The 24,447-nt window shown below is 49.4% G+C and carries 21 protein-coding genes and 1 tRNA gene; 10 read left to right on the top strand and 12 right to left on the bottom strand.

The window, feature by feature from the left end:
- The first annotated feature begins 178 nt into the window (after window positions 1–178).
- From C8E01_RS13005 to C8E01_RS13015, 4 genes are all read left to right on the top strand, one after another.
- Window positions 179–946: a TatD family hydrolase gene (locus tag C8E01_RS13005; protein WP_116543883.1), complete on the top strand. Its 768-nt coding sequence runs from the start codon at window positions 179–181 to the stop codon at window positions 944–946.
- A gap of 3 nt (window positions 947–949) precedes the next feature.
- Window positions 950–2,014: an asparaginase gene (locus C8E01_RS13010; protein ID WP_116543884.1), complete on the top strand. Its 1,065-nt coding sequence runs from the start codon at window positions 950–952 to the stop codon at window positions 2,012–2,014.
- An 81-nt stretch (window positions 2,015–2,095) separates the two neighbouring features.
- Window positions 2,096–2,183, top strand: a tRNA-Ser gene (locus C8E01_RS21660).
- 365 nt (window positions 2,184–2,548) lie between these two features.
- On the top strand, window positions 2,549–2,917 hold the full coding sequence (locus tag C8E01_RS13015) for a hypothetical protein (RefSeq protein ID WP_116543885.1): 369 nt from the start codon (window positions 2,549–2,551) through the stop codon (window positions 2,915–2,917).
- 91 nt (window positions 2,918–3,008) lie between these two features.
- Here C8E01_RS13015 and rlmH read toward each other — a convergent pair whose 3' ends face one another.
- Complete coding sequence (gene rlmH / locus C8E01_RS13020; RefSeq protein ID WP_116543997.1) at window positions 3,009–3,482, bottom strand: 23S rRNA (pseudouridine(1915)-N(3))-methyltransferase RlmH; 474 nt, start codon at window positions 3,480–3,482, stop codon at window positions 3,009–3,011.
- Window positions 3,483–3,762: 280 nt separating this feature from the next.
- On the opposite strand from rlmH, the gene C8E01_RS13025 reads away from it, so the two are divergent.
- The gene (locus tag C8E01_RS13025; RefSeq protein ID WP_116543886.1) at window positions 3,763–3,999 is read left to right on the top strand and encodes a hypothetical protein; all 237 of its coding nucleotides are present in this window, start codon (window positions 3,763–3,765) and stop codon (window positions 3,997–3,999) included.
- A 149-nt stretch (window positions 4,000–4,148) separates the two neighbouring features.
- Here C8E01_RS13025 and C8E01_RS13030 read toward each other — a convergent pair whose 3' ends face one another.
- From C8E01_RS13030 to C8E01_RS21665, 5 genes are all read right to left on the bottom strand, one after another.
- The gene (locus C8E01_RS13030; protein ID WP_116543887.1) at window positions 4,149–4,397 is read right to left on the bottom strand and encodes a hypothetical protein; all 249 of its coding nucleotides are present in this window, start codon (window positions 4,395–4,397) and stop codon (window positions 4,149–4,151) included.
- Window positions 4,398–4,601: 204 nt separating this feature from the next.
- Entirely contained in the window at window positions 4,602–5,687 is a 1,086-nt protein-coding gene (locus C8E01_RS13035) for an ABC transporter permease (protein ID WP_116543888.1), read from the bottom strand.
- Complete coding sequence (locus C8E01_RS13040; protein WP_116543889.1) at window positions 5,684–7,066, bottom strand: ABC transporter permease; 1,383 nt, start codon at window positions 7,064–7,066, stop codon at window positions 5,684–5,686. Before C8E01_RS13040 ends, C8E01_RS13035 begins: the two co-directional genes overlap by 4 nt.
- Window positions 7,067–7,073: 7 nt before the next feature.
- Entirely contained in the window at window positions 7,074–8,648 is a 1,575-nt protein-coding gene (locus tag C8E01_RS13045; RefSeq protein WP_243409561.1) for an ABC transporter substrate-binding protein, read from the bottom strand.
- 231 nt (window positions 8,649–8,879) lie between these two features.
- Window positions 8,880–9,050 carry a hypothetical protein gene (locus tag C8E01_RS21665; protein ID WP_165820633.1) on the bottom strand — a complete coding sequence of 57 codons (171 nt, stop codon included), beginning with the start codon at window positions 9,048–9,050 and terminating at the stop codon, window positions 8,880–8,882.
- Between the two features lie 311 nt (window positions 9,051–9,361).
- Between C8E01_RS21665 and C8E01_RS13050 the strand changes: the two genes are divergently transcribed.
- A complete protein-coding gene (locus tag C8E01_RS13050) occupies window positions 9,362–10,870 on the top strand; it encodes a hypothetical protein (protein WP_116543891.1) in 1,509 nt (502 codons plus the stop codon).
- Between the two features lie 25 nt (window positions 10,871–10,895).
- Complete coding sequence (locus C8E01_RS13055) at window positions 10,896–12,224, top strand: MFS transporter (RefSeq protein ID WP_116543892.1); 1,329 nt, start codon at window positions 10,896–10,898, stop codon at window positions 12,222–12,224.
- Window positions 12,225–12,563: 339 nt separating this feature from the next.
- Here C8E01_RS13055 and C8E01_RS13060 read toward each other — a convergent pair whose 3' ends face one another.
- Both C8E01_RS13060 and C8E01_RS13065 read right to left on the bottom strand, forming a co-directional pair.
- Complete coding sequence (locus tag C8E01_RS13060) at window positions 12,564–14,225, bottom strand: amidohydrolase (protein ID WP_116543893.1); 1,662 nt, start codon at window positions 14,223–14,225, stop codon at window positions 12,564–12,566.
- An 8-nt stretch (window positions 14,226–14,233) separates the two neighbouring features.
- Window positions 14,234–15,007, bottom strand: a complete 774-nt coding sequence (locus tag C8E01_RS13065; protein ID WP_116543894.1) for an AMP nucleosidase — start codon at window positions 15,005–15,007, stop codon at window positions 14,234–14,236.
- An 89-nt stretch (window positions 15,008–15,096) separates the two neighbouring features.
- On the opposite strand from C8E01_RS13065, the gene C8E01_RS13070 reads away from it, so the two are divergent.
- Entirely contained in the window at window positions 15,097–15,549 is a 453-nt protein-coding gene (locus C8E01_RS13070) for a type I restriction enzyme HsdR N-terminal domain-containing protein (protein WP_165820634.1), read from the top strand.
- Window positions 15,550–15,598: 49 nt separating this feature from the next.
- Here the strand turns inward: C8E01_RS13070 and C8E01_RS13075 are convergent, their stop codons facing one another.
- From C8E01_RS13075 to C8E01_RS13085, 3 genes are all read right to left on the bottom strand, one after another.
- Entirely contained in the window at window positions 15,599–17,476 is a 1,878-nt protein-coding gene (locus tag C8E01_RS13075; protein WP_116543895.1) for an LTA synthase family protein, read from the bottom strand.
- 170 nt (window positions 17,477–17,646) lie between these two features.
- The gene (gene ald / locus C8E01_RS13080; protein ID WP_116543896.1) at window positions 17,647–18,759 is read right to left on the bottom strand and encodes an alanine dehydrogenase; all 1,113 of its coding nucleotides are present in this window, start codon (window positions 18,757–18,759) and stop codon (window positions 17,647–17,649) included.
- Between the two features lie 322 nt (window positions 18,760–19,081).
- A complete protein-coding gene (locus C8E01_RS13085) occupies window positions 19,082–19,864 on the bottom strand; it encodes a DUF1573 domain-containing protein (RefSeq protein WP_116543897.1) in 783 nt (260 codons plus the stop codon).
- A 193-nt stretch (window positions 19,865–20,057) separates the two neighbouring features.
- On the opposite strand from C8E01_RS13085, the gene C8E01_RS13090 reads away from it, so the two are divergent.
- Window positions 20,058–22,466, top strand: coding sequence for an alpha-ketoacid dehydrogenase subunit alpha/beta (locus C8E01_RS13090; protein ID WP_116543898.1), 2,409 nt, complete (start codon window positions 20,058–20,060; stop codon window positions 22,464–22,466).
- Between the two features lie 272 nt (window positions 22,467–22,738).
- Here C8E01_RS13090 and C8E01_RS13095 read toward each other — a convergent pair whose 3' ends face one another.
- Complete coding sequence (locus tag C8E01_RS13095) at window positions 22,739–23,353, bottom strand: hypothetical protein (protein WP_116543899.1); 615 nt, start codon at window positions 23,351–23,353, stop codon at window positions 22,739–22,741.
- A gap of 74 nt (window positions 23,354–23,427) precedes the next feature.
- On the opposite strand from C8E01_RS13095, the gene C8E01_RS13100 reads away from it, so the two are divergent.
- Window positions 23,428–24,423, top strand: a complete 996-nt coding sequence (locus tag C8E01_RS13100; protein WP_116543900.1) for a LuxE/PaaK family acyltransferase — start codon at window positions 23,428–23,430, stop codon at window positions 24,421–24,423.
- The last annotated feature ends 24 nt before the right edge of the window (window positions 24,424–24,447 follow it).

Genomic DNA, 24,447 nt, shown 5'->3' on the forward strand with positions numbered 1-24,447 from the left:
TGTCCCGTGCAACGGGAAGCGGTCCTACACAATTCAACCATCAACCATCAACAATTTAACCATTTAACAATTCGACCGGCAAATCCTGCCATATTAGAGGTGATACGCTGTAGCACTTGCAGCCTTTGCCATAAGTTCGGACCTTTGCACAGAGATAATTTGATTCAAAACGGCACACATGACATTAATTGATTCGCACGCACACATCTATTCAGAGCAGTTTAAGCAGGACCGCGACGAGGCGCTTGCACGGGCGCTGGCCGAGGGGGTTGAGAAGATCTATATGCCCAACATCGACCATACCTCCATCGATGTGTTGCTGGAAACGGAGCAGAAGCACCCCGAGCAATGCATTTCCATGATGGGCCTGCACCCGACTTCGGTAAACAAGGATTTTGAGCAGGAGCTATACCTGGTGGAGGAGTGGCTCGGCAAGCGAAGGTTTGCGGCTGTGGGAGAGTGCGGCATCGATCTGTATTGGGATAAGACTTTTCTGCCACAGCAGCAGGAGGCGCTGAAAGTGCAGGTGGAACTGGCCAGGAAGTACCAACTCCCGATCGTGCTCCACACCCGCGACTCTTTTGACGAAACCTACGAGATCATCGCGGCTGCGCAGGATGGCAGTTTGAAAGGTATATTTCACTGTTTTTCGGGCACAGAGGATCAGGCCGCAAAGGTTAAGGAACTTGGTTTTCTGATGGGTATAGGCGGCGTGTCTACTTTTAAAAACGGTGGCCTTGACAAAGTGCTGCCGCATGTGCAACTGGATGACCTGGTACTGGAAACCGATTGCCCCTACCTGGCGCCCGTCCCGCACCGGGGTAAACGCAACGAGCCCGTATACCTGCCCTTAGTGGCCCGCCGCGTGGCTGAACTGATGCAGAAACCAGTAGAGGAAGTGGCTGCCACCACGACTCGCAATGCCCTCAACCTCTTCAAACTCTAAGCGATGAACGTAGTCAAAACCAGCATCGACACTGCCGCACCTGCGCACTCCGATGCCTCCATTCTGATCATTTATACCGGTGGCACAGTAGGTATGGTATATGATGAAAAGCATAGCCTGGTGCCTTTCAATTTTAGCCAGATACTGGAGAAGGTTCCTGAACTGAGCAATTTTAAGTACCTGCTGACGGTGCTGAGCATCGAACCGGCCATCGATTCTTCTAACGTCGCACTCAGCGACTGGCTGATGCTGGCCAACCTGATTCGGGATAACTACGCGGACTATGATGGTTTTGTCGTACTGCACGGCACCGATACCATGGCCTACAGCGCCTCTGCACTCAGCTACCTGCTCGAGAACCTGGATAAGCCAGTTATCTTTACGGGTGCACAAGTGCCCATCGGTCGTACCCGCACCGACGCCCGCGCCAACCTGATTTCGGCCCTGCAGATAGCGGCTACTAAAGTCAACGGCTGGAGCGTGGTGCCGGAGGTCTGTATTTATTTCCACAACCTGCTGATTCGGGGTAACCGGGCCAAGAAGGTAGAGAGCCGCCATTTCAATGCTTTTAAGTCGGAGAACTACCCGCTGCTGGCCAAAGCCGGTATCAGCATTGATTTTTATGAAAATGCCATGCTTCCGCATCCGGAAAAACCTCTGCATGTGCATCAGCATCTGGATGACAATGTGGCCATACTGAAGCTATTTCCAGGTATAACGCCGCAGGTGATACGCGGTGTACTGGAAGCGCCGGGACTGCGTGGGGTTGTGCTTGAAACATTTGGTGCAGGCAATGCCCCCACAGCAGGCTGGCTGCTCGAGATGCTGCAAGATGCCCTGTCAAAAGGGATTTATATTCTGAACGTATCGCAGTGCGACGAGGGCAGGGTAGACCAGGGCCGCTATGAAACCAGTAAGTTTTTGCTCAACATGGGTGTGATCGGAGGTGACGATATCACGACAGAAGCGGCGATCACGAAACTGATGTTTGTGCTGGGCCTTGACTTGCCGGCCACGCAAACCCGTGAGCTGCTTGCCAGTAACCTGCGAGGCGAGATCTCCATTTAGCCAGACATGATTATTTATCAGGTATAGAAAGGCAAAAATTTGCGATAGTTTAAGTTATTGGCGTATATTTGCACTCATAATAGAGAGCTGTCCGAGTGGTCGAAGGAGCACGCCTGGAAAGTGTGTATACCCCAAAAGGGTATCAAGGGTTCGAATCCCTTGCTCTCTGCTGCATAACCCAAAAGAGCCTGTAGGTGTGAACCTGCAGGCTCTTTTGTATTGGTTGATGTATACCTGCCGTTTACCAACTATTCACATCATACAGCAGTTAAAATCAGCAATAATACCTGGAATTTGCAAGCAGCCAAACGTTGCTGCTTCCTGATTATCTATTATTCTTGGATTCGTGTGTTTGCTTTACTTTTTGCTGAAAAGAGGTATATTAGTATTGCACTATGAAAGTTACTGAGAGTAATAGCCGTCGCTACCGACACATACTGAAAGGTAGCTAAGATGCTCCACACATAGTGCAGCTAGTGGGAGAAGATACTCCTGCTAGCTGATAGTTGGCCGTGATTGGAGTTATAAATTAAGATGAAGAAAATCCTTTTAGTCGCTGTAGCTCTATCTTTACAATCATATCTGTATGACCACACAAATAATATAGAAGAGCTGGGTAGTAACTATTACTATATGGGCGACGGAAGAGAATCTCAAATCTTATTAAGTAGGAATGAAAAGAGAAGCGGTGGACAGACTGTAGTTCCTGAAGAAGTGACTCACTACGCTTTTAATTCAGAATATATCATCGCGAGAAACATCCAAAACAGGATTAATAAAGAAGTAAAGTTCTGGATTATAGACAAAAGGCAAGGAACACAACCTGTTGCACTTGATTCTACAGAGTTTTATATAGAGCTTCAAAAGCTAAACCTTAACCTTAAACTACAAACAAGAAAATAAGCCAAAAAGGAAAAACAATTCAAGATAACAAGGCACATGCTCAAGCTACGGCTTACGCCTCGCCACAGCATGTACAAGACCATAACCAAACTCAATCATGATGGTACTTCTCGCCCCTCAGAATCGTAAAACCTCGGTATAGCTGCTCCACGAAAAACAGTCGGACCATCTGGTGCGAAAAAGTCATTTTAGAAAGTGAGATTTTGTCGTTTGCCCGCTCGTACATGGTGGGGGAAAAACCGTAAGCGCCCCCGATTATGAAGACCAGGTTGGTGGTAACGGAGTTTAGTTTCTTTTGCAGGAAGTGGGCATACTCACTAGATGTGAAGGTTTTGCCTTTCTCGTCGAGTAGCACTACATGATCACCGTCCTGAATTTTTTGCAGCAGCAGTTTTCCTTCGGCCTCTTTCAAATTATCGGCTGTGAATTTACCCCCTTGCTTCACGTCAGGTATAATTGTAAACTCGAATGAGTGGTAGTGCTTCAGCCGCTTCATATACTTCTGTATACCCTCCTCCAGAAATGCCTCGTCTGTTTTGCCGATCGCAATGAGCTTGATTTTCATGTAGCGCTTTTCCCGCCAATTTCGGTCTAAATACGCTGTTTTGCAAGCTTGCTCGAATTGGTTCAGGTATAGCAGGGCTTGCAACAGAGACGATTCGATTCTCGATTTATACTAATCAATTAACAAGCCGCTTATCGAAGGGATTTTTAAAATTCAGAAGGTAACTATTGTTTAGCTTCATTCTAAATTACTGAATAACAGCGCTCGTATGCAAACTGTTGTGGGTAAAGGCAGGTAAAAAGGTATAGTAAAACAATGTGAGACTTTAAACTTTTTAGATATGGAAGCTATATGCAATAACTGCAATCACTGGGAACAAGACCAAAACAAAGTTCAACTTCAAAGCAATGAATTTGGCCTGTGTGACGAGCTAACCGGGCAACACGCCCTGGAGCCTTCTTACGTACTGCCATTGGTGCACGAGGGACCGGAAGACAAAAAACCTAGAAGATTCGAAATGATCACAGGCGCACAGTTTGGTTGCAATCATTTCACCGAGCGCAAAGGGTGGGTATAAACGTACTTTTAGGCCTAAAAACAAATGCCCTGCAGGAGACTGCAGGGCAAATGCCTAATCTAAACACAAACAACCAACACTAATATTATCTACTCAATCTTATTCTATTCTATTCTATTATCGAGGTGTAGTCGCCTTGACGGCTGATATTAGTAGCGTAGGTAGGGCACGTTGCTCATTCCTGAGAGCGAGTCAAGTATACCTACAAAATAATCGCCTATAAATAGACCAGTTCCCTTCTTTACCGCATCTGACCCTAACGTCGAATTGATTACCTCCCCATCAATAGTAGAGTACTCAATCGATTCCTCGTTTTGGGTAATGGGTTTCGATGATTTTAAGTGGTTGCGACTACCAACGTTAGTTGGCGTAGACGCAGAGTTTTCATAGGTTTTCATATGACAGGTTGTGGTTTGGTTTAGTATGATACAATGATACAGCACATCCTTATCCTAACACAGGAAACATAATTGTAATAAGTAACTTGTATTTAATGTTTATTTAATATGAATAAAATTAAATAAAATGAAATCATATAGCCCTTGTGTCTTTAAGTAGAGATATACTGGGAGCTAGATCTGATAAAAAGTAACGTGTGTTGATTACTTTTTATTCTGAAGAGAACGGAGCACATAATAACTGCAAGTCTGCAGGGCTAACACGGTCAGCGAGAGTAAGGCGCCAGGTATAACCACCAGCCACCAGGCGGCAGTATTGGTGCGTATACCTGCTATCATTCTTCCCCAACTCACCAAGTCGGTACTTACGCCAATGTTCAGGAATGATAGTGTGGACTCCAACATCAGCAAACCTGCCAAGCCGAATGAAAATGCAACCAGTACTGGCCCCAGCAGGTGCGGAAGTGCATGGCGAACTAAGAGGCGCCTTTGCGTAAATCCCAGACTGGTTGCAGCCTCGAAAAAGGGCAGCTCTCTGATACGCAGCATTTCCGCTCTGACCAAACGCGCTGTTCCTGTCCAGAAGGTGAGCACCAGCAGCACAGACAAGGCCGGCAGGGTAGGAGGCACGATGGCTGCCAATACTAGTATCAGCACCAGTCTTGGAATGCTGGTCTGCACCTCAATCAGTCTCAACAACAGCTCGTCAGTAGGAAAAAAAGTTTTTTTGTTTAGCAGAGGGAGCCGTCTGAAAAGTGTTGTTAAGACAAATACCAGGACTAAGCTTACTAACACAGCCACTATACTTGTCAGAATGAAGTCAGCATAGGTTGCGCCCTGGCTGCTTAGCAGGGCCGGAAGGTAGATGCCATAATAGGCTATGGGTATCAAACCGAAAAGCAGAGCTGCCAGCAGGGCCCGGCCCATCTGCAGTCGGCGGTTACCATAAAGTCCTGCCATGGCTCCAAGTGTCAAACCAATCAGGCTGGCGATCGCCATCACAGGCAGACTGATAGCAAATGCTGTACGGGCTCCATAAAGTGTATTGGCCAGTACATCACGTCCCAGCCCATCGGTACCGAGCCAGTGCCTGGCTTTGCCCGCATCAGCCCCCCACTCAAAAGGCGCTTGGTAAATTTGCTCCAGATCCAGTTCGTTTGGTCCATAGGCAAGCGGTAGCCAGGGTAACGCCAATGCAACTGCTGTCAGTAAAGCGAGGTATAGCAAAGCCAGTCGGAAGGCGGGTGCCGCTTGCCACAGATCATGCGCTATGTGCCACAGGTTTTTCATGTGGCGTGCGTGCGTATGCGTGGGTCAGCCAGGGCGTAAAGCAGGTCAGACACTAGGTGCGACAGCAACCTGAAGACCGCGACAATAACGACGATGCCCACTATAATGGGGTAGTCACGTGCCAATACCGCATCGATAAGCAAACGTCCTACACCAGGTATAGCAAAAATAGTCTCGATGATAACTGCACCCGCTACCAGGGCGGGCAGAAAATCAGACAGAAGCGTGATGACAGGCAGCAGGGCATTGCGTAACATGTGGCCGCGAATGACGCGGTGCTCTGAAAGTCCTTTTGCCCGAGCCGTTCTGATGTAATCCTGACCAGCAACTGCTACTACAGCCTGGTAAAACTGATTGGTGAGATAGGGCAAATTGGCCAGCACCAGGCAAATCATCGGGAGTGCCATAAACTGCAGCCATTGACCGAGTTGCTCCAGCCAATTCTGGTCGTAGGCACTGTAATAACCCATACCGTAAACGGGGAAGAGCTGCAGAAAAGCTGGGCTCGCCAGCAGCACCAGCAAGAGCATCGCCAATACAAAGAGCGGAATGCTATCCAGTAAGAAGAGGGAAGGCAGAAGCGTGCTGCGCCAGATGCGGCCTGAGCGTCTTACCATCAGGATGGCCAGTTCCATGGCCAGCAAGGTGGCGAGTAGCACACTCACCAACAGCAGCCACCAGGTGTTTCCGATCGCTTCGCCCAGCACGGTGGCCACCGGACGGCCATCTCGCAGCGAAGTGCCCAGGCTGCCTTTGAGCAAACCGGACAGCCAACGGTGGTACTGGTTTTGAGAGCCATGCCACTGCACCGACGGAAAAAGATAGGTATAGCCTGGAGAACTTGCCAGCAACTGGGCACTACTCTCCAGAAAATGGCTTTCTAAGAGTTTAGTCGTAGACAGTTGATCTGCTATACCTGCTGTGGCCTGCTCAAGTTCGGCAGCGTCTTTGTGGCTGTAAATCGTGTAAAGTTGTTCCTGTACCTGCAGGCGTTCTGTTTCGGACAGGCTTGCCTCTAAGGTCTTTGTGCTTCGGAAAAAACGGGTGGCCGCATCGGGGTCGCCATACTGCCAGGAAAGTTTTGCCAGGAAGGCACGATCGCGCTCCGGAAATACCCGGTGCAGGGTGTCGGGCAAGGCCGCAGACGTGATGCTGAAATAGAAGAGCGGGAGGTCCTGTCCGGTTGTTTTTAAAAACTGGCGATAGCTGTGTTCGCGTGAGGCTGCATCGCTGCGGCTAAAGTAGCCAGCTTCCTGCTGTGCCAGGTATGCGCTTCCAAATGCGCCAGGCATCAGTTTACTCAGCAAGAATATGGCCGAAGCAATGAACCAAAGTGTGGGTATAGCCAAAAGCAGCCGCCTGAATACAAAACTGGCCATGGCATGTTTAAGGCTTAAGCATAAACGAACTCAGGTCATAGTGTGGGCGTATGCCTGACACTTTAGTATCCGTGAACCTGCTGTGTATGGCAATCCTCTCTTTTCTGAAATAAAGCGGCACAAAGGCAGCTTCTTCCTGAATAATTTCCTGTAGCCTGTGCAACAGTCGGGCCTTATCTGTTTCGTTTTCAGCTTCGTTGATCTGGTTCAGGAGCTGATCGCTTTCTGGTGTGCCAAACCCCGTCGTGTTGAATCCGCCCGGTCCGGCAAAGCTGGTGTGAAACAGCGGTTTGAAATTAAAAACGAAGGGGTTCCCGGATATCCCCCTGAAGTGCATGTCGTAGTCCCGTTGGTCTATCCTCTGGTTGTAGACATTTCCCTCAAGTGGCAGCAAGGTAACAGGTATGCCAGCTTGTGCCGCGTGTTGCTGAAAGATAAGGGCCATTTGCTCATACATCGTATTACCGGCTCTGTAAAGCAACTCAATGCGCAGGTCCTGCCGTTGACCATCTATGTTGCGGTACCAACCTTTTTGTTCCTGAATCCAGCCGGCTGATTTCAGCAGGGTAGTGGCCTGCCCGGGATCGTAACTGCGCGGCTGTAACTGTGGGTGATACAGTTCTTTCCGGTCAGGAGGTATAGGGCCCACCGTCGGTGTCGCGTACGACTGCTGGCTAACCCGGATCATGCCGGGTATGTCCATCAGGTGGGCAATGGCCTGCCGGGTGCGCTTGTCACGTAATTTTGGCTTGCGCGTGTTGATGGCGGCGTAGATCAGATCATAGCCTTGTGGGGTATGGAGCTCGTAGTTTTTCAGGAAGCCTTCATCTTGGCGGAGCTTTTCGAAGTCATTGACAGGTATATTGTCCAGTACATCAAGCTGTGCGTTTTTGAGGGCGAGAAGGGCGGTGGTATTGTCCGGGATGATCTGAAAATTTATCTGGTCCGGATTGGCCGTGAGGTAGCCGGTGGTGCTGCCCGTGTTTTTCCCCCACCAATTCTCTTTCCGCTTTAATACAACGTACTGGCCCGTAGCCCACTCCGCTAACTGGTAGCCGGCGCTTCCCTGCAAAATATCTTTACTTTCAGGAGATCCCAGCTTGTTGCAGCGCGCCGCCACAGCCCGCGTACGGTCCGTGTTATACCGGGAGCTGTCAGCCGTGGACCAGGCTTGTAAAGGTATAGTAGCAAATGCCTGTTGTGGATCGAGGAGATAGGAGGGTAGGATGAAAAAATCTCCTGTTAGCAATTGCATTTCAGGCGTAAAGCCCTGGCATATCAGCGTGAATTTTTTGGGATCAGATGCGTCGAGTTGTATATCGTGTATAAACTCAATCTGTGACCGTATATTCTCGTTTCGGATGAAAGGAGACTTGAGCACCTTCAGGGTGAAGGCCACGTCTTGTGCAGTTACCGGGCTGCCATCAGACCACTCAGCTTCGGGGCGCAGCTGGTAATGGAAAAAAGTAAGCGAGTCCTTGCGCTCCACTTCCGGAAAAGCGGAGGCAAGACCCGGCTTCAATTCGTTATCTTCAAGATCTACAGTCAGCAGACTCTGGTAAAGCAGGTTGATTATCTGCAAGGCTTCCTGAGAGTTATAGCTGATGGGGCTAATGTTCCCAGGATCTATAGCCAAACGCAGACGGACTTCGTCTGGCTGCCGTGCCGGCTGACCGCAAAAATTTAATAGTAGTAAGAGTAAGCTTATTAGGAATGCTTGAGTTCTCCGCATTATATCTTGTCTCCCTTTGGCTAAAATCGGGTAAAGGCAAGTTATGGAAAATATAGCAATTCCCAAGTACGACCAACAACCCTATTTTTCGATGTTAGTCCAGGTGCCTGAACCACCCATGAGTTTCATGGTATCTTTAGATTTGTCAGTTGTAGTGGTTGTGTTGTTTGTTTTCTTGTCCTGCTCTTTAGTAGTATCAGTAGGAGTGCCGAGCAAAAGGTTCAGAATGATTGTGATGATGATAGTTGCCATGGTTTCTAGGGTTAAATCGGTTTATAGTGTAACAAAGATTCACATAGATAGAATGAAAAGAAAAGAAAGTTTTTAAACAAAAGTAACTATTAATATATTAATTTTAATTATTACTTAATTTATAACAAACATAAAATTATTGGTTTTATGATTAATATATATATATTGCTATCTAATATATAGTTAAAAGGTAACGCGCACACGTAGCTTTGGGTCTAAAATTAGGAGCAAATAGTAGTTATCGACGCTCCATAAACGTTGTTGAGAGCTAATGTATTTCTAATTTATAACATTCTTAGTTGATCTTTTGCATGAAGGAAATTAAAAAACTGATTGAGATCGTTCTTTCCTGTAGCCAGGCAGAAACTGCTTTGCTGGATGTACCTAAGCAGAGTATAAAGGAGAAAAAGTTTATCCAGGGAATAGAACTTGGGCATTACACTTCTGACGAACAGGCAGCAAAAGACCTTTATGATACTAACCCAAATGATGTGAGGTATAAAATGCTAAAGCATCGGGTGAAGAAGAAGCTCTTCAATGAATTGAATTATGTAAACGCCGAAAAAGTGACGACAAACTTTGTCCGTCAAAAGGAAATACAATGCAATAGCTTGATTTATCAGGCGAATATTGTGCGTGCACGCTATGAGTTTGATCTGGTAATCAGTCTGGCCAATAAAGCATTGGGTATGGCGCAGGAGTTTGATTTTATCGACTTAAAAGTATCCTCACTGGAACTGCTTACCCTTAGCTATGCTGAGCAGGGACTGGTCAAAAAGTTCACGGCAGCGCAGGACGATTTGAAAATGACGATGCAACGTTTTGTAAAGGAACGAGAAGCGATTTCGCTGTTTCAGCACATTAACATGCAACTCCGCAAATCAACTAAAACCAGAAAGGAGTTTTTGCCTCAGCTACCACTCTTGATAAAACAGTTGGAAAAGCTCTGGGAGGAATCAGGCACCTTTAGCGCCTATTACGCCTATTACAGAACGTATATCTGGTACCACGAACTGGAAGGTAATTTTAAGGATATTATTGCGATTACGGTGGATGCTCTCAGGTTGGTAGAGCAGAATAAAATCAATGCGCATCGTTTTGATCTCACATACAACAACTTCATCATGGTTTATGCCCACTTAAGGGGAAAACAGTTAAGCGATGGATTGATGTATGCGCAGGACAACCTTGAGCTCTACCAGCCCTCGACCCGAAACTGGTTCGCTTACATGGAAAACTACTTCCTGTTGGCGGTGCATGCGCGCAGGTACGACCTGGCAGATATGTTACTGCTGCAGGTGTTCGAAAACAGCGGCCTGCAGACGATCCCAACTATTGCGAAAGAGCGTTGGATGCTGTACCGTTCCTATTTCAGACTGATTTATCCGCAGGCGACTGTTCCGGAAGGAGAGGCCAACAATCCTTACCTACTATCGCTGCCGGAGTATAGCAAAGATAAGCTGGGCTTCAACGTGGCTATTCTTACGCTGCAGTTCATCTATTTGCTAGAGAAAGGCGAAACGGAGGCCCTCCTTTACCGCATTGAGAGTATCAAGAAGTATGTATCCACACACTTAAAAGACGCCTTCAGTCTGCGTAGTAAACTATTTTTGAAACTGCTGGTACTAACCGTGACCGAGGATTATGATGCGGTGGTTTGCCAGACAAAAGGCGAATCGCTTTACAAAAAACTGCTGGATACGCCCGCTCCCGGCGATGCTTACGCTGAGATCGAGATTGTGCCTTACGAGCATTTATGGGACCTGATCCTGCAGATTTTGACAAAAGCCGAAGCGAACACCAAGGTACGCGTACGCTGAGTAAATATTTTGCTATATTTCAGCTATGCAAAAAAACAACCCCACCATCACCAGAGCCTGGTGCGTGTATGACTGGGCCAACTCGGTGTATTCGTTGGTCATTATCTCTACGATCTTTCCGATCTATTACAGTGCGGTGTCCAAGCATCCTGAAACGGGCGATACCTTGGTCAACTTCTTCGGGTTAGAACTTCAGAGCTCCGTGCTATTCTCGTATGCCGTCTCGGGCTCTTTTTTGCTGATCGTGCTCATGAATCCCTTCCTGACGGCCATAGCTGACTACAGCGGGCGCAAGAAGCTGTTTATGCAGCTGTTCTGTTATGTGGGTTCGATTTCCTGTGCCAGCCTGTTTTTCTTTACAAGGGAAACGTTTTCGATCTCGGTTGTACTATTCATGCTGGCATCCATTGGTTTCACAGGAAGTATTGTATTCTACAACTCATACCTGCCAGAGATCGCCACCGAAGACCAGTATGACCGGCTGAGTGCCCGCGGATTTGCCATGGGGTATGTGGGCAGCGTGCTTTTACTTCTCTTCAATCTGGCCATGATCCTGCAGCCGGGGTGGTTCGGCATCGCGGCAGACAACACCAGCCTGGCACCCCGCATTGCCTTCCTGACCACCGGCCTGTGGTGGTTTGGCTTTGCGCAGTATACCTTCTACCACCTACCTGCCAATGTCTATCAGAAAAATCCGCAGGGCAGCTGGGTATTGAATGGCGTGAAGGAACTGAAAAAAGTGCTGAACCAGGTGAAGGAACTGCGCCTGCTGAAACGCTACCTGTTGGCCTATTTTTTCTTTAACATGGGGGTGCAGACGGTGATGTACGTGGCCACTATTTTCGGAATAGAGGAATTGAAACTGCCTAGTGACAACCTGATCATCACCATCCTGATCATTCAGCTGGTAGCCATTGCCGGTGCTTACGGCTTTGCGGCACTTTCTGCCAGGTATGGCAATATCAGGGCTTTAATCGTTGCGGTAGTTATTTGGATCGGCATTTGTATCGCTGCCTATTTTACGACTACTGCCCTTGAGTTTTATGTACTAGCTGCTGTAGTTGGTTCTGTGATGGGAGGAATCCAGTCACTTTCACGCTCTACCTACTCTAAACTAATTCCGGCCACCACGAAAGACCACGCATCCTATTTCAGTTTCTATGACATCACGGAAAAGGTCTCTATCATGCTTGGCACGCTGGCCTATGGCGCTATTGCCCAAATAACCGGCTCTATGCGCTACAGCATACTCGCCCTGATCATCTTCTTCGCTCTCGGGTTGATCTTCCTGTCGCTGATCAAAGGCAAAAGATCGCTGGAGCCGCAAGGTGAAGCAGAGGCAGTAGCAAGCTAGGTATAGCAGTTTGCTTGAAAGGTACAGATAAAAAAACGGCAGCCTGATCGGGCTGCCGTTTTTGCTTTGTCTGAATCAGGATTTATAGGATTTTAAGATTTACAGGATTTCCGCATAGAGAATTTAAACCGAATCCTTAATTATAAATCCTGAATCTTGTTAATCCTTTAATTCTGTAAATCCTGATTCAGACTATTCTGTTGCTCGATTCGGACAGGTCGCGACCTGTCCCTACGAGAGGTTGCTTTTTTATACCTGTCTCTGAAGTCGTTTTCCATTCCGGCACGAGGTTGCATTGTAACGTCGCTATCTTCTAACTCCTTAACTCCCCAACTCAATTTACTTTTTGTATACCTGCACGCCGTTCACGTAGGTGCGGAGTACCTGCAGGCCGCGCATCTGGTCGTTAGGCACTTTCATAAGGTCGCGGTCTAAGATGATGAAGTCGGCAAACTTTCCGGGCTCGATGCTGCCTTTTTCATTTTCCTCGAAGGCGGCTTTCGCAGGCCAGATCGTCATGCCACGCAGGGCTTCTTCACGGCTCAGGGCGTTCTCCATCTGGAAACCACCTTCCGGCCAATTCTCACCATCCTGACGCGCTACGGCGGCATGGAAGCCGAAAATCGGGTTGATGTCCTCTACCGGGAAGTCGCTGCCCAGTGGGATGTAGCCGTTCTGATCCAGCAGTTGCTTGAAAGGGTAGGCATGAGCGATGCGTTCTTTGCCCAGGCGGTCACCGGCCCAGTACATATCCGAAGTAGCATGCGTCGGCTGTACCGATGGCAGGACGCTATACCTGCCAAACTTGTCCATATCGGCAGGGTTGATGATCTGGGAGTGCTCTATGCGCCAGCGCTTGTCATTTTTTTCTTTCAGCACTTCTCCGTAGATGTCGAGCAGCAGACGGTTGGCCGAGTCACCAATGGCGTGGGTGTTCATTTGGAAACCATGCTGGTTCATCAAAACTGCCAAATCACGGAACTCCTGTTCTGATGCCAGCAGGAAGCCATAATGGCCATGCTTATCGCTGTAAGGTTTGAGAAGGTTAGCACCACGCGAACCAAGTGCTCCATCGGAGTATACCTTAAAAGAGCGAACGTTCAGTCGATCGGTCTTATAAGGTCCGTTCGCAAAATAATGGTCCTGGTTTGCCTTACTCGGGTTCATCATGGCGTACACGCGCATGCGCAACTCGCCGCTCTTATGCATGGCATCCATCAGGTCAACGGTGGACTTGTCCAGTCCGGCATCGGCTACGGAGGTAAGGCCCACGGCAAAGCAGTTATTCTCGGCATTGATCAGTGCCTGTCGCTGCTCCTGCTCGTCAGCCTCCGGTATTTTAGCCGTCACTAGGTCAATGGCGTTGTCGATCAGGATACCGGTCATTTTGTCGCCTTCCACTTCAACCAGGCCACCCACCATTTTAGTCTGTGGGGTAATGCCAGCCAGGTCCAGGGCTTTCTGGTTCACCAGCGCGGCATGGCCGTCAATGCGGGTGAGGATGATGGGGGTGTCCGGAAAGAGTTGGTCCAGCGTGTCCTTGGTTGGGAATTCCTTCACCGCCCAGTCGTTTTGGTCCCAGCCGCGACCCGTGATCCAGTCCGCCTCCGGGTAGGCTTTCTGCTGGGCAACCACCTTCTGCACTACTTCTTTGAACGAGGTCGTGCCCACCAGGTCAGCCGACTGCAGGGCCAGACCATAGCGAAAAAAATGGGCGTGTCCGTCGATCAGACCAGGGTAGATGGATTTGCCCTCAGCATCGAGTTCTTCGGTGGCGCTATACTTGCCCCGGATGTCAGCAGTTGTGCCCACGGCCACGATCTTGCCGTCTTTCACAGCAAAGGCCTCTGCCCGGTCGAAGTTCTCGTTCACGGTGTACACGTTGCCGTTGTACACGATCAGGTCAACCGACTCGCTGCCGGAAGTACTGGTGTTGCAGCTACTCAGGAGGGTGAGGCCCAGCAGGGCGGCAGCTGCAAAGGAGCGTAGTGTTTTTTTCATGTATCTGCTTATTCGAAACGCATGTGTTTCACTGATTCACCGGAGTTGATCAGTTCGATCAGGGAGTCTATACCGATGCTCAGGTGTTTTTCTACATAATTAGTAGTCACCAGTTTGTCGCTTTCCGAGGTTTTCACGCCTTCCGGAATCATCGGGTTATCCGACACGAGCAACAGGGCGCCGTGGGGAATTTCATTGATAAAGCCCACGGTAAAGATCGTAGCGGTCTCCATGTCGATGCCCATGGCACGGATCTGGCGCAGGTATTCTTTGAAGTCCTCGTCGTGCTCCCATACCCGGCGATTCGTAGTATATACAGTGCCGGTCCAATAGTCCATCTCGTGCTTCTTGATCATGGACGAAACGGCACGCTGCAGGCGGAATGAAGGCAAAGCCGGGATTTCTGGTGGCAGGTAGTCATCGGATGTACCCTCGCCACGAATAGCCGCGATCGGCAGGATCAGGTCGCCGATGGCTGTTTTTCGTTTCAAACCACCGCACTTACCCAGGAAAAGGGCTGCCTTTGGTTTAATGGCGGAAAGTAAATCCATCACCGTGGCGGCCATGGCACTACCCATACCGAAGTTGATGATGGTGATGTTATTGGCCGTAGCCGTCTGCATGGGCTTGTCCAGGCCCTTTATCTCCACGCCGAAGCGGTCGGCGAACATACGCACGTAGTTGATGAAGTTGGTGAGCAGAATGTACTCGCCGAATTCGTTTAAAGGCACTCCGGTATACCGTGGTAACCAGTCGCCTACAATCTCTTCTTTGCTCTTCATGTTTTAAATATAAGTAATTAGGTATAAAAAAGCCGCCTTGGCAAGGGAGAGTTGCTGGGGCGGAGGCTTTAAAATTGGTAAATTGCCGTATGGAAATGCTCAACTTACCGAAGTTTGATTACAAAATTAAGCATTCTGGCGCTAATATCATGATTTTTGATGCGCTACGCCGCAAATATGTGCTGCTGACGCCCGAAGAATGGGTCCGGCAGCATTTTGTGCATTTCCTGATCGGCACGCATCGCTATCCGAAAAGCCTTATCAGTATTGAACGGGGCACCACCTATAACAAGTTGCAGAAACGCACTGATATGTGCGTATACGATCAATCGGGCAAGCCATACCTGCTGGTGGAATGCAAAGCCGCGCGTGTGCCCATCACGCAGGAGGTAGTGAAGCAAGTATCGGTTTACAACCAGGTGCTGCAGGCTAAGTATGTGGTGATTACCAACGGCCTGGAGCACTACTGCTGGGAAGTGGATTTCGAAACCCGCCAATTCACACCACTACAAGGTATACCGGCATTCGGCGCGAATGTATAGATACTTTGCCTTTACAAGGTATACCTACTGTTTAGCCTGAGACTTAGGTTTAATGCTTCTGCTGCCAGAAGTACAGGTCATTGGCTAGCATCTTGTTTTTAAAGTACTGCACGTATGCCTTCAGTGTCTGTTCCTGTGTTACATGCACTTTGTCGGTTGCCATCAGTTCCGGGAAGGTATAGGAGCGCACCTCATCCCTTGCCGTTAGCTCAGTTACTCCATCCTGCTGTACCATATAATACGACACACCATTGTAAAGCAGCGCATGACCGGTAGCAGCGCTATCAAGTACTGACTGTCCAAAGAGCATCAGTTTATCGGTTGGGAGTTGCAGGTAATCTACCATGGTGGGCAGAATATCAGTATGCTGCGTTACCTTTTGCACATCAGCCTCCAGCTTTTTGGCCGGATGGAAAAGGAGTAGCGGTACCCGGTGATAGCCCAGTTCGTTTTGGTACTCCGGCCGGATACTTTTTTGGGTGTGGTCGGCTACAATGATGAATAAGGTGTTTTCGTACCAAGGCTGCTTAGAGGCTGTGCTGAAGAACTCACGCAAGGCATGATCGGCATAGCCCACTGACTCGTGTATCTCCAGTTCGCCCTTTGGGAATTTACCCTTGTACTGGGCAGGAACGGTATAGGGCTGATGGGAGCTGAGCGTGAAAACCGTACTAAAGAAAGGCTGCGAAAATTTGTTCATCTCCTGCACCGTGTACTGCAGGTAGGGCTCGTCGAAGATCCCCCAGTTACCATCAAAATGCGCTGCCCGGAGTTCCGAAGGATATTCATCCAGACCATAATAGTGTTGTATACCTGCCATTTGGGTATACTGATTAAAGCCCATCGTGCCATTGGTCGCGCCATGGAAAAAGGCGGTCGTATAGCCGGCACTCCGTAGCAGGTGCCCGGCACTGTATATCGTGTTGGACTGGTAGGGCGAGGTGATGTAAGGATCGGGCAGGAGCGAGGGCAGACCCGATAGTATAGAAGGCAGCGCCTCGATGGACTTGCGGCCATTGGCAAAGCTGTTTCGAAACAGAAGTCCCTTACTGGCCAGCGAATCAAGAAACGGGGTATAGCCTTCGCCATTGTTCAGAGCGCCTATATACTCAGAAGCAAAGCTCTCCAGAACGATCAGCACCACATTTTCCTGAAGCGGCTCTCCGGTAGGTGTATCATACCTGCCCGGCTTTACGGGCAGATTGGCCAGCAATTCCTCATCCGAAGTAAAAAAGTGCTTTTCTTCCAAAGTAGTCTTGCCGATGCTCTTGATAAAGGTGAAAGGTGTGTTGAGCGACAGGTGCCCCAGCGAAGCATGCTCGTGCACGAAGGCATGTGCCGGACGCAGGGGTTTGAGCTGTATGCCGCCTCGTATACCCAGCACTACAAAGCCGGCAACCAGGAGCAGGCGCAGGTATCGCTGCCACAGCACAGGCTTCCGCTCAGGTATAGCATCTGACTTTGGGTATAGCTTGATGATCGCAATAACCAGACCCACAAATCCAATACCCATGTACCAGTAGTAACCAGCCAACTGCCCGAGTTGCCCCATCACATCGCCCGTAATGGTGAGCACCTCGTTACCTGAGCGGCGTCCGATGAATTTAAAGAACTCTACATCGACCAGCGCCAGTGCGATAAAAGGGGCATTGGTGAGCACAAAGAGCCACTGGAGTGTTTTCTGGTAACCTGGGTGCTGCAGATTGCCATGCGGCAGCAGCGAAAGGAGTATAAAGAGCGAGTTAATGCTAACGAGCGCCGCTACATCGAAGCGGAGGCCATGCACAAATGCCAGCGCCACCTGCCCGGCAGAAGCCTCGGCAAAGTGATCGGAATTGAAGGCAAAGAAAACGGCGCGCAGCAAGGTATAGAGCAGAAAAACCAGCCCTAAACGGCGCAGCAGCAGTTGAAATGAACTGTCAAACATCAGTCAGATACGAGAGTCGTGGTATACGGGCTAGCTCTGAAGAGGAGGCAGACCGGCATTAAAACACAAAGATATTGAAATTGGTGCGCTTTTGGTAAACCGGCCAAAACAAGAGCGCCTTCCCGATCAGATCAGGAAGGCGCTCGTTTATAAATCAGGCTATTCCTTAATTATAGCACAGTATCAACTTCTGTATACTCCAGGTTGAAGGCTTCCGCCACACCTTTGTACACCACTTTGCCCTGTACCACGTTCAGGCCTTTTTTCAACTCTTCGCTGTCGGAGCAAGCTTTCTTCCAGCCCTTGTTAGCGAGTTGGATCGCGTAAGGCAGGGTAGCATTGGTAAGTGCCAGCGTGGAAGTGTAAGGTACGGCACCCGGCATGTTGGCTACACAGTAATGCACCACATCGTCGATGATGAATGTCGGATTTTCGTGCGTTGTCGGCTTGCAGGTTTCAATGCAACCGCCCTGGTCAACGGCAACGTCTACCACCACAGTACCCGGACGCATTTCCTTCAGCATTTCGCGTGTGATCAGGCGAGGAGCTTTCGCACCTGGGATCAGCACGGCACCGATAATCAGGTCGTGCGTAGGAAGCAGTTCGCGGATGTTGTATTCGTTCGACATGAAGGTGTTCACGTTCGCTGGCATGATATCATCCAGGTAACGCAGACGGGCCAGGTTCGTGTCCAGAATCGTCACATCAGCACCCATACCTGCTGCCATCTTGGCTGCGTTGGTACCTACGATGCCACCACCCAGGATCATTACTTTGGCAGGGCGCACACCCGGTACGCCACCCAGCAAAATGCCACGGCCTTTCAGTGGTTTCTCCAGATACTTGGCCCCCTGCTGAATGGACATACGGCCAGCAACTTCAGACATAGGAACCAGCAGTGGAAGGCTTCTGTCAGCACGCTCTACCGTTTCGTATGAAAGGCAAACGGCTTTTTGCTTGATCATAGCGTGCGTAAGCGGCTCGTAAGAAGCAAAGTGGAAGTAAGTGAACAGCAACTGGTCTTCTTTGATCAGGTTATACTCCGACTCGATCGGCTCTTTCACCTTGATGATCATCTCCGCGATGCCGTATACCTCATCAATGCTTGGCAGGATTGTAGCGCCAGCCTGGGTATACATATCGTCTGGAAAACCGCTGCCTTCGCCGGCGGTCGCCTGTACGTACACGGTGTGGCCATTGCGCACCAGTTCCACCACGCCGGCAGGAGTTACGCCTACGCGGTTTTCATTATTCTTGATTTCCTTTGGAACACCAATAATCATGTCGTTATTTCTTATAGTATTAGTTATTGGAAAAGCTGCGCAAATATACCATATCTATCTTGAAATAAAAGGCTAAACATAAAACCAGTTCTAACAATGTTAGAGCAACTGCAGTTGACTGATTTAAAGTGCCTTGTAAAATCAGAAGGGGGAGTTGAAGGGGCTGAGCAGCAGCGTGTTTGGGGTTATGCCTGGCTGCAGGTGTCCGGATGCTTGAAAATTGTATCGTACTACGCTGCCAGACTTTTGTAGAAAGGTATTAAATGAAAAAAGGCAGTGATAAAATCACTGCCATTAGTACAAAATAAAACTATGAAAAAAACTATCTGAAAGGTATCGGCTGATTGCCCTCCCTTAACATATTCTTTTGAGCCAGACTCTCTACTACATTTGCCTTCAGCGTGAACTTCAGGTCTGGCATTACGATATCATTTGAAACGATGGTTACCACCTCATTTTGCTCCTTTAACATTGTAGGAATATAGGTTAGTTCCAAAGTTGCCTGCTGTCCTGGTTTTAATGCTGGTTCCGAAACTTTATAGGTTACGCAGTTGCAGTTTGACTTCACGCCCTGCACCACCAGGTCCTGCCGACCTGTGTTTTTGATTGTGAACTTCGCTACGGATTTTTGTCCTTTTTCAAGTTTTCCGAAGCTTTGTGAAGTAGTTCCAACAGCCAAACGCGGCGAATTTGCTTTTTGTTCCGGAGTGTAACTAGTTTTTAAATCTTTTGGTCCAACCTCTCCCTTAATGAAGATAACGGCCTGAGGCGTAGCAGCATTAGAGATCACAGAAATGGACTTATGAAACGGACCAGGACGGCCGTTGCTGTTATACAACGCCTTGATCACACCTGTTTTACCCGGCATAATCGGGTCTTTGGTCCATTCTGGTGTGGTGCAGCCGCAAGAAGGCTGTACCTGGGCTATAACCACAGGCTTGTCGCCTACGTTCTTCACTACAAACTCATAAGAAGCGATCACGCCCTCGGCAAATGTTCCAAAGTCATGGGTTTCTTTCTCAAACTTGAGTTCGCCCTGCGCCTGGGCAGTAAAACCAGCCAATAGCAGGCTAAGTACGGTAAGTAGGTAAAATTTTCTGTTCATAATGCTAATTAAAGAAATTTTGCGACTTGTAAAAAGGAGGTTGAGCAAACAAACAAAGATATAAAATCTTTTAACAAAAAGACAAGCCAAAGTGCAGGAGAGTGCCGGCCTGTACAGTGCCTCAAATTTTATTTTAGGCTAATTTTCTGTACTTTTGATGATAAATTCCACAACAAGCTTTTACAGACCAGACATGCAAACTGCTGAAGCATCTATAACTCAACGACTAAGCACCCAGGAAATCTTAAACGACTACCGCCTTGCGTGGGAGAGCCGACATGCGAGCCTTGCCGGTCGCAAAGAGGTTTTCATGGGCAAAGCCAAGTTCGGTATTTTCGGCGATGGTAAAGAAGTAGCCCAGTTGGCCATGGCCAAGTTTTTTCAGAACGGCGATTTTCGCTCTGGCTATTACCGTGACCAGACTTTTATGTTTGCCATTGGTGAGCTGACGCTCCAGCAGTATTTCGCTCAATTATATGCCCATACCGATGTGGAGGCAGAGCCTTCCACGGCGGGCCGCGCCATGAACGGTCACTTCGGTACCCGCCTGCTCGACGAGGAGGGGAATTGGAAGAACCTGATGGAGCAGAAAAACTCCAGCTCTGACATTTCGCCTACCGCCTCCCAAATGCCCCGTTTAGTTGGACTGGCCTACGCTTCCAAGCTATATCGCCAGAACCCTGATCTGCAGCACTTGCAGCAGTTTTCGGTGAACGGCAACGAGGTGGCTTTTGGTACCATAGGCAACGCCTCAACTTCTGAAGGGATGTTCTTCGAGGCCATAAACGCAGCCGGTGTGCTGCAGGTGCCAATGCTGGTATCGGTATGGGACGATGGCTACGGTATTTCGGTGCCTGCTGAATACCAAACCACGAAAGGCAGTATTTCTGAAATTCTGGCCGGTTTCCAGCGCAACAGCCGCGAGGAGCAGGGCTACGAGATATTTAAAGTAAAGGGATGGGACTATGTAGCCCTTTGCGAAGCTTACGAAGCAGCCGTAAAGGTATGCCGCGAAGAGCATGTGCCGGTGCTGGTGCACGTAGAAGAGGTGACACAGCCCCAGGGCCACTCTACCTCGGGTTCGCATGAGCGCTACAAGTCGAAAGACCGTCTGGCTTGGGAAGCAGAGTATGACTGCCTGGTGAGGATGCGTGAGTGGATGATGAACGCAGGTGTAGCAACTACTGATCAGCTAGACCAAATCGAGGCGGAAGCCAAAGAGGCGGTACGCCAGGCCCGGACTGCCGCCTGGACGGCCTTTGCGGAAGGTATTAAAGCTGACCACGATGAGGCGCTGAAACTGATGGATAACCTGGCGGCTGCCAGTGAGCATATCACCGAAATTGCCACCATCACCGAAGAGCTTCGCAAAACGTCGACTCCTATCCGCAGCGACGCGGTGAGAGCCGTACGCAAGGTGTTGCGCTATGTACGCGATGAAAACAACCAGGCCAAACGCGAATTGGTGGGTTGGTTGGAGCAGACCATGGGTGAGAACGCTGACCGTTTTAACTCCTATTTGTATAGCCAGTCGGAAGAGGCTGCCTTATTGGTAGAGGAAGTGAAGCCTGAGTTTGCCGAAGACGCTCCATTAGTGGATGGTCGTGAAGTTTTGCAGGCCTGCTTCGATTCCATGCTGTCCCGTGATCCGCGTGTGTTCGCCATTGGTGAGGACGTAGGCCGCATCGGGGACGTAAACCAGGCTTTTGCCGGATTGCAGGAGAAGCATGGCGAATTGCGTGTAACAGACACAGGTATACGCGAGTGTACGATCATTGGGCAAGGTATAGGTGCCGCCCTGCGCGGTCTTCGCCCGATCACCGAAATACAGTACCTCGACTACTTATTATATGCCATCCAGATCCTGTCTGATGACGTGGCCTGCTTGCAGTACCGTACTAAGGGTGGCCAAAAGGCCCCACTGATTGTGCGCACGCGCGGCCACCGTCTGGAGGGTATCTGGCACTCCGGTTCCCCGATCGGTATGATCCTGCACAGCATCAGAGGCATGCACGTGCTCGTGCCGCGCGATATGACGCAGGCAGCAGGTTTCTACAACACGCTGCTCAAGTCTGACGAGCCGGCGCTGGTGATCGAGTGCCTGAACGGCTACCGCCTGAAAGAGCGTATACCTAGCAACGTGGGTGAATTCACGGTTCCACTAGGCAAGCCGGAAATTTTGAAAGAGGGTACAGATATCACGATCGTAACCTACGGCTCTATGTGCCGCATTGTGATGGAAGCCGCACGACAACTGGAGGATTTTGGCATATCCGCTGAGGTGATTGACGTACAGTCACTGCTGCCGTTTGACTTGGAGCACACGATCACCGACTCGATCCGCAAGACTAACCGCGTGTTGTTTGCTGACGAAGACGTGCCGGGAGGCGCCACCGCTTACATGATGCAGCAGGTAATAGACGAGCAAGGTGCCTGGCGCTACCTCGATTCCAAACCGCAGTGCCTGTCAGCGCACGCGCACCGTCCGCCGTACTCATCCGATGGCGACTACTTCTCCAAACCAAACTCGGAGGATGTATTCGAAGCGGTATACGAGATCATGCACGAGGCTGACCCAAAGACTTATCCGGTCATATACTAGGCACTTCAGCTGTTCTTTAATAAAAAGTTAGATAGACGACTAGTTGCTATACCTATGGTAAATAGCAACTAGCCGTTTCTTTTATACCACAGCGTAATTCATGGATATATGTTAGGTATAGAAGCGGGGCAGGTATAGCCGTGATCTGGCTGATCTGATTTAATCATTCGGATCGGATGCCTTTGCCTAGAAATCTTAAGCCTTGCAGTACATAAAAACAAGGCCCTGTACCGAATGATACAGGGCCTTGTGCTTTATATACCTTGTTCTTTCTAACCTTCTGCTGGCTGAAACAGGGTTATTTCGTCTGTCGTCACGATATTGCTGCGATTAGGAACAGGTGTACTGCGGTCATAAATATAAATATCAAACTTGATGACACTTCCGGGCTGCAGCAACGGGAATTCTGATGCGTTAATTTCATTGATGCTATACTTGATCTCACCTTCCAGAGGTTCCGGACGCTCGTCTGAGGAAAGTCGCTGAAACCGTCCGGAGAACTGAAAGCCTGGAACCGGGAAAGGGTAGGGCTCAAAACGAGAACTGCCCGGGTTGTTCGGGTCCTGCACCTTGATGTACATCACCGTATGGAAGTTCTGCTCAAACTCAGAACCTTCGTTGAAAGGGGGCCGAAAGTCTTCAGATTCCCGGTTGCTGGAAAGGCCCAGGTTTCCGTCGCCGTCTTTGAAGCCGATGACCAATACGATCGAATCCCGTAGAGAGGTAATATCCGGTCTCTGAGGAAAAGGGGTGTCCACAAAATGGTACTGCTCCACGCGCCTGAATTCAATTTCTGGCACCAGGTCGTACACAGGTTCTTTGCGGCAGGAGCTAAGGGCTAGCAGCAACAGCAGGCAGGCCGCACCATACTTTAGCATGTATCTCATGTGGGATCTCAGAAAATGAAGCTAAATTTACTAAATCAAACGAACAGATACAGGAATTGTTATAAATAATTTGGATGGATTTCAAAGCCCGACACCTGCAGCTTTTACTGGCTGATCAGCCCTTTGATTTTACAGAAACCGCCCTGGCATTATTCAGGTACCAGGCCGAGCATAACTCGGTGTACCGTGACTATTTGCAACACTTGAGCCGAGATCCGAAGCAGCTAAGCCGACTGGAGGACATTCCTTTCTTACCCATTGAGTTCTTCAAGACGCACGAGGTGAAAACAGGTTCGTTTGAACCTGAAGTAACCTTCTACAGCAGCGGTACTACTCAAATGTCGCGCAGCCGCCATCAGGTGGCTAGCCTGGACTGGTATCTGCGCACCACACAGCGTATTTTCGAATCGTTCTACGGGCCCATAACTGACTACGTTGTACTGGCACTGCTACCCTCATACCTGGAGCAGGGCGGTTCGTCGCTCGTGGCCATGGTCGATTATTTTGTGAAGCAGTCCGGACAGCAGGAGGAAGGCTTTTACCTCCGAAACCACGACCAACTCTTGCAAACTGTCAAAGGAGCCCGGCAAAAAGGAAAGAAAGTCCTGCTGATCGGTGTATCCTATGCCCTGCTCGACTGGGCCGATGAACTGAAGGGGCAGGAGGACTTCAGTGGTGTTATGATCATGGAGACCGGCGGCATGAAGGGGCGTCGCCGGGAGATGATCCGGGAGGAGCTGCACGCCTACCTCAAGCAGGGCTTTGGGGTGGAAGCGATTCATTCAGAGTATGGCATGACCGAGCTCTTGTCGCAGGCTTACTCGCTGGGCGATGGCTTTTTCCATCCGGGCTATACCCTGCGCGTGCTCTTGCGCGACCTCAATGATCCCTTTGATATCCGGCCTGACATACGCTCGGGAGGTATCAATGTCATCGATCTGGCCAACGTAGACTCCTGTGCTTTTATCGAGACAAAAGACATCGGTCGCCTGAAGCTGGACGGCACCTTCGAAGTATTGGGCCGGTTCGATAATTCTGATATACGTGGCTGCAATCTGCTAATTGCCTGACATCCAAAACACCAATTCACCGTT

Source organism: Pontibacter virosus (assembly GCF_003096355.1).
Lineage (GTDB): Bacteria > Bacteroidota > Bacteroidia > Cytophagales > Hymenobacteraceae > Pontibacter > Pontibacter virosus.